This is a genomic window from Alistipes sp. AF14-19, from assembly GCF_003461645.1.
Classification (GTDB): Bacteria; Bacteroidota; Bacteroidia; order Bacteroidales; family Rikenellaceae; genus Alistipes; species Alistipes shahii.
In genome coordinates this window covers 1-876 of the sequence record NZ_QTXM01000051.1, presented here as the reverse complement: position 1 = coordinate 876, position 876 = coordinate 1, and the positions used below count along the sequence as shown (strand labels likewise).

Sequence of the window (876 nt, the reverse complement as noted above, 5' to 3'; positions counted from 1 at the left end):
GGAGGATTTTTCTAAGCCAAAAATCATATGGGGAGAAATATCTGATAAATCAAAATTTGCTTTCGACTTTTTGGGAGAATATATACCAGAAGCAACTTCTTTTTACATGAAAGGCGAGTGTATTGAATACCTTTTGTCTGCTTTAAATTCGTCCGTGTCTGAATGGTTGTTTTCTAAAGTAGGGACAACTACAGGAGTAGGGACTATTAGATGGAAAAAGTATACCATAGAACAGCTTATTGTTGCTAAGCTATCTACTGAACAACTAAATACTCATCTTGCTGCTTTCAATGATTTGAAAGTAGGCAAGATGAGCATTACGGATTTTGAATGTTTTAGCAATAAGTTGATGTATGATGTTTATAAACTTACCTCAGATGAAATTCAATATATTGAAAACCAGCAAATTGTCTAAATAGACTTTCGGAGTGAAGAAACAAATGAATGTAGAAAATTAGTTTCTTCACTCGTGAATCCATATATCATTGAAACCAAACCCTCTATTTTAGAGTCAATAAATGGTAGATTGATATTTTTATTTATTATACTGTTTGCAAGTTCTGCTAATTCAATGAGTTCTATTTTATTGGCATCATAAAAAGGTATAGGGAAAGTCGCTATATTTTGACCTCCAACTTGAACATCTCCAACGCCAGTTTTATTCATATTAGTCACATAGCTATACCATGTTATAGCTTGTGAATTCAATACTGCCAACAGATAATCCAAATGATCGCCTGTCATAATATAACAGGCATTGTTCATTACATAATTGTTGGCATCATATGCAAAAGCCATTTGGTTTCCGATTATTTTCCATACAATTTTTGGCTTAGAAAAATCCTCCGATTCTTCGTGGCAGAGATATAAAGAGGT

1 protein-coding gene and 1 pseudogene are annotated in these 876 nt (G+C 33.0%); one reads left to right on the top strand and one right to left on the bottom strand.

All coding sequences use genetic code 11. The features are described 5' to 3' along the window. A pseudogene (locus DWW03_RS16355) lies at positions 1-415 on the top strand (TaqI-like C-terminal specificity domain-containing protein); the annotation flags it as partial. Here DWW03_RS16355 and DWW03_RS16350 read toward each other — a convergent pair. Next, on the bottom strand, positions 412-876 hold a 465-nt coding region (locus DWW03_RS16350; RefSeq protein ID WP_310592087.1), incomplete at its 5' end, for a TaqI-like C-terminal specificity domain-containing protein. The pseudogene DWW03_RS16355 and the gene DWW03_RS16350 sit on opposite strands and share 4 nt — an antisense overlap.